General features: G+C 74.7%; 1 protein-coding gene and 1 pseudogene. One reads left to right on the top strand and one right to left on the bottom strand.

Going from position 1 to position 1748, the window contains the following annotated elements; translation table 11 throughout:
- A partial coding sequence (locus ABZ641_RS36000) for a glycoside hydrolase family 6 protein (protein ID WP_359988670.1) occupies positions 1-1385 on the top strand: 1385 nt, incomplete at its 5' end.
- Positions 1386-1476: 91 nt separating this feature from the next.
- Here the strand turns inward: ABZ641_RS36000 and ABZ641_RS35995 are convergent.
- Positions 1477-1748 (bottom strand): annotated as a pseudogene (locus tag ABZ641_RS35995) (SMI1/KNR4 family protein); the annotation flags it as partial.

Genomic DNA, 1748 nt, shown 5'->3' with positions numbered 1-1748 from the left:
GCGCGGGGGCCGTCTCGGTGCTGGCCGGCACCCAGACCGGCGCCGGCGCCGCCGTCCAGGGCAGCCTGCCCGCGGACACCCAGTTCTGGAAGGACCCGGCCTCCCAGGTCGTCAAGTGGGTCGCGGCCAACCCCAACGACTCCCGCACGCCGGTGATCTCCAAGCGGATCGCGAGCCAGCCGCAGGGCGTCTGGTTCGCCAACTACAAGCCGGACACGGTGACCTCGGACGTCCGCGCGATCACCGGCGCGGCCTCCGCGGCCGGCCAGGTGCCGGTGCTGGTGGTCTACGAGATCCCCAACCGGGACTGCGGCGGCGCCTCCGCCGGCGGCGCCCCCGACCTCGCCGCCTACGACGCCTGGGTCACCAAGTTCGCGGCGGGCCTCGGCAGCGGACGCTCGGTCGTCGTCCTGGAGCCCGACTCCATCGCGCTCACCACCTGTCTCTCCGCCCAGCAGCAGACCGACCGCTTCGCCTCGCTCTCCCGGGCCGGCGCGGCCATCCACGCGGCCGCCCCCAACGCCAAGGTCTACCTGGACGGCGGCCACTCCACCTGGAACAGCGCCTCCGAGCAGGCCAGCCGGCTGCGCAGCGCGGGCATCCTGGCCAACGCGGACGGCTTCTTCACCAACGTCTCCAACTTCAACACCACCTCGGGCGAGGTCGGTTACGCCAAGTCCGTGCTCTCCGCCCTCGGCAACCCGGCCAACCTGCACGCCGTGATCGACACCAGCCGCAACGGCAACGGCCCGGCGGGCGGCGTCTGGTGCGACCCGTCCGGCCGGAAGATCGGCAACTACCCGACCGCGGCCACCGGCGACGCCGCGATCGACGCCTTCCTGTGGGTGAAGCCCCCGGGCGAGGCCGACGGCTGCGCGGCCGCCGCGGGCACCTTCGTCCCGGACATCGCGTACCAGCTGGCCCAGAACGCCACCGACCCGAGCACCCCGCCGACCAGCCAGCCGCCCACGTCCCAGCCGCCGACCTCGCAGCCTCCGACGTCCCAGCCCCCGACGTCCCAGCCCCCGACCAGCCAGCCGCCCACCTCGCAGCCGCCGACCGGCAGTGCGGCCTGCTCGGTCGCCTACAAGGCCAACTCCTGGACGGGCGGGTTCACCGCCGACGTGACGGTCAGGAACACCGGTACCGCCGCGATCACCGGCTGGACGCTGAAGTGGACCTTCGGCGGCGACCAGAAGGTCACCAGCGCCTGGAACGCCAAGGTGACGCAGTCCGGCACCGCGGTCACCGCCACCGACCTCGGCTACAACGGGGCACTCGCCGCCGGCGCCTCCACCGGCTTCGGCTTCCAGGCCACCTACGGCTCCGCCAACCCGACCCCGACCGTCTTCACCCTGAACGGCTCCGCCTGCACCCCCGCCTGACACCGCGGCACGCCGCACGGCACGGCCGCCGACCGCTTCCCCACCGCGGTCGGCGGCTTCCGCGCGTCCGGCCGCGCGTCCGGCCGCGTGCTCAGCGGCAGAGCTCGAAGACCATGTCCTCGAAGTCCGGGTGCCGCCGGGCGGCCTCCGCGACCACCTCGGCGGCCGGACGGCGGGCGCCCGGCGCCAGGCGCTCCGCGACGGCGGCCAACTCCGCGTTCGGACGGGCATCCCGCCCCGGGTGCTCGACCGCCTCGCGCGGGCCGGACCCGTCCCCGAGCAGCCACAGGTACGAGGCCAGGTCGCAGGCGACCACCCCGGTCTCGCCCTCCGACCCGAGGAACACCACCGGCTGCTCGGCCA

Source organism: Kitasatospora sp. NPDC007106 (genome assembly GCF_040634455.1).
GTDB lineage: Bacteria > Actinomycetota > Actinomycetes > Streptomycetales > Streptomycetaceae > Kitasatospora > Kitasatospora arboriphila.
The sequence above is the reverse complement of the archived record's forward strand: the minus strand, read 5'-3'. Positions and strand labels throughout refer to the sequence as shown.